This is a genomic window from Pseudomonas thermotolerans DSM 14292, from assembly GCF_000364625.1.
GTDB lineage: Bacteria > Pseudomonadota > Gammaproteobacteria > Pseudomonadales > Pseudomonadaceae > Aquipseudomonas > Aquipseudomonas thermotolerans.
In genome coordinates, this window is sequence record NZ_KB822641.1 from 1 (window position 1) to 6643 (window position 6643).

The 6643-nt window shown below is 69.0% G+C and carries 7 protein-coding genes; 5 read left to right on the forward strand and 2 right to left on the reverse strand.

The features are described from left to right. The first annotated feature begins 327 nt into the window (after positions 1 to 327). The 5 genes from H165_RS0117640 to H165_RS0117660 are packed head-to-tail and all read left to right on the forward strand — an operon-like array spanning position 328 to position 4734. Complete coding sequence (locus H165_RS0117640) at positions 328 to 888, forward strand: carboxymuconolactone decarboxylase family protein (RefSeq protein WP_017940256.1); 561 nt, start codon at positions 328 to 330, stop codon at positions 886 to 888. Positions 889 to 904: 16 nt separating this feature from the next. Then, positions 905 to 1972, forward strand: coding sequence for an acyl-CoA dehydrogenase family protein (locus H165_RS0117645; protein WP_017940257.1), 1068 nt, complete (start codon positions 905 to 907; stop codon positions 1970 to 1972). Then, positions 1969 to 2805, forward strand: coding sequence for an ABC transporter ATP-binding protein (locus H165_RS0117650; protein WP_017940258.1), 837 nt, complete (start codon positions 1969 to 1971; stop codon positions 2803 to 2805). Before H165_RS0117645 ends, H165_RS0117650 begins: the two co-directional genes overlap by 4 nt. Continuing rightward, entirely contained in the window at positions 2771 to 3967 is a 1197-nt protein-coding gene (locus H165_RS0117655; RefSeq protein ID WP_017940259.1) for an ABC transporter substrate-binding protein, read from the forward strand. The genes H165_RS0117650 and H165_RS0117655 overlap by 35 nt, the downstream gene beginning before the upstream one ends. A gap of 32 nt (positions 3968 to 3999) precedes the next feature. Then, entirely contained in the window at positions 4000 to 4734 is a 735-nt protein-coding gene (locus tag H165_RS0117660; protein ID WP_026146715.1) for an ABC transporter permease, read from the forward strand. 46 nt (positions 4735 to 4780) lie between these two features. Here H165_RS0117660 and H165_RS0117665 read toward each other — a convergent pair whose 3' ends face one another. Further along, a complete protein-coding gene (locus H165_RS0117665) occupies positions 4781 to 6043 on the reverse strand; it encodes an OprD family porin (protein ID WP_017940261.1) in 1263 nt (420 codons plus the stop codon). Positions 6044 to 6121: 78 nt separating this feature from the next. Then, the coding region (locus H165_RS0117670) for an acetyl-CoA C-acyltransferase (RefSeq protein WP_017940262.1) at positions 6122 to 6643 on the reverse strand (522 nt) is incomplete at its 5' end.

Sequence of the window (6643 nt, forward strand, 5' to 3'; positions counted from 1 at the left end):
ACGCTGACGGCAATCTGGCGAGCCGATAGCCCGACCTCGAACTTGAGACGAAGTACTTCGCGAATCTTACGCATGGATAAACGCTCCACGACGACCTCTCTGCTTCGAAAAAGAGGTCGATGGTAGTGAAGAAATCCTGCGTTACTGCCTGCCCGGTTGAGTGGCCGGATGGCCGTGGAATCAGTGGTCGGATACGCGTGGAATGGGTGGCCGGATCACCGTGGAATCGGTGGTCAGATGCTCATGGAATGGGTGGCCAGATGACCGTGGAATCCGCATATAACCAAGAAAATGGTCGCACAGCCTGTTCAATAACGGAGTTATTTCATGTCCCGCGTCACCCTGCAAACCCTGGAGAGCGCCCCGGCCGAAGCGAAGCCCTTCCTGGAGAACGCCCTGAAGAACTCGGGCTTCATTCCCAACCTGCTGAAGGTGCTGGCCAACGCTCCGGCCGCCCTGGAAACCTACGTGACCGTGTCCGGCCTGAACGCCAAGGCCAGCCTGAGCCTGCCCGAGCGTGAGGTGGTCCAGCTGATCGCCGCCACCACCCACGGTTGCAGCTTCTGCGTGGCCGGGCACACGGCCGTGGCCACCAACAAGGCCAAGCTGCCCGCCGAGGTGATCGAGGCGCTGCGCGCCCGCGGCGAACTGCCGGATGCCCGCTACGAGGCACTGGCTGCCTTCACCCGTGCGGTGATCGCCACCCGTGGCAACGTCTCCGACGCGGACTACGAAGCTTTCCGCGCCGCCGGCTTCAACGAGGGTCAGGCCCTGGAGGTGATTCTCGGCGTCAGCCTGGCGACCCTCTGCAATTTTGCCAACAGCTTCGCCCGTACTCCGCTCAACCCCGAGCTGGCCAAGTATCGCTGGGAGCAGGCGGACGCCTGAGGACGGAGGAATACCGATGCTGGAACCTGCACTGCGCGATTGGCTGGACCGACAGGCCGAGCCGCTCGACCTGGGTCAGGCGGACCCCGAGACGGTGCTACCGCGCCTGGCAGACGCCGGCCTGTTCCGCCTGGGGGTGGACGAGGCGCAGGGTGGCAGCGGTGGCGACGTGGTCGATGCCGTGGAGGCGGTCGCCCAGGTCGCCAGCCATTCGCTGACCGCAGCCTTCGTGTTCTGGGGCCAGCGAGCCTTCATCGAGTACCTGCTGCAGAGCGACAACGCCGCCCTGCGCGAGCGCCTGCTCGGCGACCTGCTGAGCGGTCGCCAGGCCGGCGCCACTGGGCTGTCCAACGCCATGAAGTTCCTCTGCGGCATCGAGGAGCTAAGCGTGCGGGCCCGGGAAGAGGGCGACGGCTGGCGCCTGGACGGGCGTCTGCCCTGGGTCACCAACCTGCGTAAGCAGGGCTTCGTGGTGGCCGCGGCGGTGGACCTGCCCGGTGGCGCACCCTTCATCGTCGCCCTGCCGGACGATCTGACCGGCTTCGCGCGCAGCGAGGACCTGCAATTGCTCGGTCTGCAGGGCAGCAATACCGCCGCGCTGAGCCTGGACGCCGTCCGGGTGGCGCGGGACTGGCTGATTGCCGCCGATGCGCGGAGCTTCCTGCCGCGGGTGCGGCCGTCCTTCCTCGGCCTGCAGTGCGGCATGTCCATCGGTCTGGCGCGGCGTGCCCTCGACGAGGTGAAGGCGCAGCGCGGTGGCGCCCGGGAGCTCCTGGACAGCGAGCAGGCGGCGCTGTGCGCCGAGCTGGCCGAGGTCGAGCAGCGACTCCGCCAGGGCCTGCGCGACGGCATCTTCGCCAGCCAGGCGGCGGCTCTGTTCCGGGTGCGCATCGCCCTGGCGGACATCGTCGCCCGCGCCGTGCAGCTGGAACTTCAGGCCAGCGGCGGCAAGGCCTACCTGCAGGCCCATGGCGCGGGCTTCGCGCGGCGCTGGCGGGAGTCGGCCTTCGTGCCCATCGTCACCCCCAGCCTTGTGCAGCTGCGCGCCGAGCTGTGCAAGCAGGAAGGCGGGGCCCAGGCATGAGTCAGCCGGTCCTGTCTGCTTCGGGGATCGCCCTCGGCTACCGCCAGGCCGGCGGCTGGCGCCGTGTGCTGGAAGGCTTCGGCCTGGAGCTGCGCGCCGGGGAGATCGTCTCCATCCTCGGCCCCAGCGGGGTTGGCAAGTCCAGCCTGCTGCGCGTTCTGGCCGGCCTGCAGCAGGCCGAGGAGGGCGAGGTACGGCTGTTCGGCGAGGCCCTGCGCGGGCCGCATCCGCGGGTCGCGGTGGCCTTCCAAGACCCCTCGCTGCTGCCCTGGCTGAGCCTGGAGAAGAACGTCTCCTTCGGCCTCGACTTCCGCCACCAGCCGCGCCGCGAGGCGGCCGAGCGCCAGGCGCTGGTCGACAAGGCGATCGCCGCGGTGGGCCTGGAGCATGCCCGCGGCCGCTACCCGGCGGAGCTGTCCGGCGGCATGGCGCAGCGCGCCGCGCTGGCCCGCTGTCTGGCCCGCGAGCCCCACGTGTTGCTGCTCGACGAACCCTTCGGCGCGCTGGACGAGGTGACCCGCGCGGACATGCAGCACCTGCTGCTGGAGATCATCCATGCGCGGCGCACCGCCGCCGTGCTGATCACCCACGACATCGACGAGGCGCTGCTGCTCTCCGAGCGCATTCTGCTACTGGGCGGAACCCCGGCGCAGGTGCTCGGCCAGTGGCACATCGACCTGCCCCAGCCGCGCGAGGAGCTGGTCGAGGAACTGGGCGCCCTGCGCATCGAGATACTCAAAACCCTACGGCGGGCGAGCCGCAACCCTGGAACCACTGATCAACTGCCGGAGGCTTGTCATGTGCCTGGACGATCCGCACCACTCCCGTCGTGACTTTCTCAAGCTCGCCAGCCTGCTTACCGTGGCTGGTGCCATGCCGCTGCTGAGCAGCCTCAAGGCGCGTGCCGCCAGCGAGCCGGACGCCCCGGTGCGCATCGGCTACCTGCCGATCACCGACGCCACGCCGCTGCTGGTGGCCCACGCCAACGGCCTGCTCGAGGCCGAGGGCATCCAGTCCGAGCGCCCGGTGCTGCTGCGCAGCTGGGCCCAGGTGATCGAGGCGTTCATCTCCGGGCAGGTCAACGTCATCCACCTGCTGTCGCCGATGACCGTCTGGGCCCGCTACGGCAGCAAGGTGCCGGCCAAGGTGGTGGCCTGGAACCACGTCGGCGGTTCGGGGCTCACCGTGGCGCCGAACATCACCGAGGTGAAGCAGCTCGGCGGGCAGAACGTGGCGATTCCCTTCTGGTATTCGATCCACAACGTGGTGCTCCAGCGGATTCTGCGCGAGGCCGGGCTGACCCCGGTGAGCAAGGGCAACGGCCCGGTGGCCGCCAACGAGGTGAACCTGATCGTGCTACCGCCCTCGGACATGCCGCCGGCTCTGGCCAGCCGGCGCATCGCCGGCTACATCGTCGCCGAGCCGTTCAACGCCCTGGCCGAGAACCTCAAGGTGGGCCGCATCCAGCGCTTCACCGGGGACGTCTGGCGCAACCACGCGTGCTGCGTGGTGTTCATGCACGAGCACGACCTCAACGAGCGTCCGGAGTGGTCGCAGAAGGTGGTCAACGCCATCGTCAAGGCGCAGCTGTGGACCCGCGAGCACCGCGCCGAGGCGGCCCGGCTGCTCTCCAAGGAAGGTGCCAACCGCTATACCCCGCACGCGCCGGAAGTGCTCGGCCGGGTGCTGGCGCCGGCGGCCGACGAGCGCCAGGGCTACATCGCCAGCGGCGCCATTCGCCATGCCGGGTGGGAGGACAAGCGCATCGACTTCCAGCCCTATCCGTTCCCCAGCTACACCGAGGAACTGGTGCGCCAGCTCAAGCAGACCCTGATCGAGGGCAACAACGGTTTCCTCGCCGAGCTGGACCCGGCGGCCACTGCCCGCGACCTGGTGGATGACCGCTTCGTGCGCAACAGCCTGGCGGCGGTCGGCGGGCTGGAGGCCTTCGGCTTCCCCGCGGCCTTCGAGCGTGACGAGGAGATCGCCGTTTGAGCGCGTTCAGCAAGCAACGCGGCCGCGCCTGGCTGCTCGGGCTGGGCGGCCTGCTCGGGCTGTTCGCCCTCTGGTGGCTGCTGATCCGCCTGTTCGGCGCGGACGACGGCCTGGCGGCGCTGTTCTCGCCACAGGCCACCTTCGTCAGCCTGGTGGAGCTGCTCGGCCGTGCCGATCTCTACGAGCACATCGGCGTCAGCCTCGGCCGGGTGCTGATCGGCCTGGCCCTGGCCCTGCTGGTCGGCGTGCCGCTGGGACTGCTGGTGGGCAGCTGGCGCGAGCTGGAGTGGGCGACCACCCCTGCGTTCCAGTTCCTGCGGATGATCTCGCCGCTGTCCTGGATGCCCATCGCGGTGATGCTGATGGGCGTGGGCGACCGGCCGATCCATTTCTTGCTGGCCTTCGCTGCGGTTTGGCCGATTCTGCTGAACACCGCCGCCGGGGTGAAGCAGCTGGACGCCCGCTGGTTGCAGTTGGCACGCAGCCTGAGCGCCACGCCCTGGGAGACGCTGCTCCGGGTGGTGGTGCCAGGGGTGCTCGGTCAGGTGCTGACCGGCGTGCGGCTGGCCATCGGCATCCTGTGGATCGTCCTGGTGCCCTGCGAGATGCTCGGGGTCAGCGCCGGGCTCGGCTACTACATCCTCGACACCCGCGACCGCCTGGCCTATTCGGAGCTGATGGCCATGGTCCTGCTGATCGGTGTGCTGGGCTTCTGTCTGGATGCCGCGGCACGCTGGCTGTACGGGCGCTGGAGCCACGTCCGCTAGGGGATCAGCCGGCCGGCGTACCCAGAGGATACGTCGGCCCTTTGCCTTACCAGAGCGCCAGGCTATAGCTGAGGATCAGGCGATTCTCGTCCAGATCGTTGCCGAAGTGACTGGAACGTACCGTGGCGTTGCGCCACCTGATGCCGAGGTTCTTCAGCGGACCGCTCTGCACCACGTAGCCGATGTCGGTGTCGCGCTCCCATTCCTTGCCTTCCGGGCGGCCGGCGCCGAGGTCGATGCCGTCACCGGACAGATAGCGGGTCATGAAGCTCAGGCCGGGCAGCCCCAGGGCGGCGAAGTCGTAGTCGTAGCGCAGCTGCCAGGAGGTCTCGTCCTTGTTGGCGAAGTCACCGATCTGCACGAAGTTGACCAGCGCCGCGTCGGTGCCGTTGATGTAGGCGAAGCCGGTGTCGCCGCGCATGGCCTGGTAGCCGGCGCCGAGGGTGTGGGCCCCGAGGCTGTAGGTGAACATGGCGCCGAAGGCGCGGTTGTCCACGTTGCTGCTGCCGTCGTGGCTGGAGTCGCTGTAGCGCAGGTCGGTCTTCAGCGCATGGCCCTCGGCGAGCGGCCAGAGGTGCACCAGGTTGAGGCTATGCTGGCGGTAGAAGCCGTCCAGGACGCCGTAGTGGTAGGCGGTGGTCAGCCGGTCGCTCCACTGGTAGCTGAGCCCGGCGAAGTCGAAGTGGTCGCTGCTGGTGCCGCTGCGGATGCTGATGTTCTTGGCGCCCAGGATGGTGAGAGTCATTTCCTCGTAGTTCGAGGAGTCGCGCTGGTTGACCCGACGCAGGCGTCCGGCGTCGAGGTTCAGGCCGTCGAGCTCCCGGGAATTCAGGTGCACGCCCTGGAAGGTCTGCGGCAGCAGGCGGGAGTCGTTGGCCAGCACGCTGGGCAGCTTGGGCTGCAGGGTGCCGACCTTCAGGGTGCTCTTGGAGGCGCGCAGCTTGGCGGTCATGCCCAGTTCGCCGTATTCGTCCTGGGCCTCGCCGGTTTCCCGGTCGCGCTTGAGCAGGCCGCTGCCGCTGCGCCCGGCGCCGGAATCCAGCTTGACGCCGAGCAGGCCGAGGGCGTCCACCCCGACGCCGATGGTCCCTTCGGTGTAGCCGGATTCGAGGCGCAGCAGGAAGCCTTGGGCCCATTCCTCGGCCTTGGCCTGTGGAGCGCCGTCCTGGCGGAAGTCGCGGTTGAAGTAGAAGTTGCGCGGTTCCAGCGTGCCTTTGCCGTCGGAGAGGAAGTCCGCCGCGGCTGGGCCGGCCGCCGCTAGTCCGCCGGTGGCGAGCAGCAGGCTGCGGGCGAAGGGGGAGCGGTGCATGGGGATGGCTCCTTGTTGTTGTGAGACAAAAGTCCCCCACCGGGCGCGCGGCGCCCGGCAAGAGGAGAAGGGAAAGCGTCAGCGTTCGATGGCCAGCGCCACCCCCTGGCCGCCACCGATGCACAGGGTGGCCAGACCCTTCTTCGCGTCGCGCTTGAGCATCTCGTGGAGCAGGCTGACCAGGATGCGGCAGCCGGAGGCGCCGATCGGATGGCCGAGGGCGATGGCCCCGCCGTTGACGTTGACCTTGGCGGCATCCCAGCCCAGCTCCTGGCCGACCGCCAGGGCCTGGGCGGCGAAGGCCTCGTTGGCCTCGATCAGGTCGAGGTCGTCCAGACTCCAGCCGGCCTTGTCCAGACAGCGGCGAGTCGCCGAGACCGGGCCGATGCCCATGATCGCCGGGTCCACCCCGGCATTGGCGTAGGCGGCGATGCGCGCCAGCACCGGCAGGCCGAGGGCGCGGGCCTTGTCGGCGCTCATCAGCAGCACCGCGGCGGCGCCGTCGTTGAGGGTCGAGGCGTTGCCGGCGGTGACCGTGCCGTCCTTCTTGAAGGCCGGCTTGAGCTTGGCCAGGGTCTCGGCGGTGGTGCCGGGGCGCGG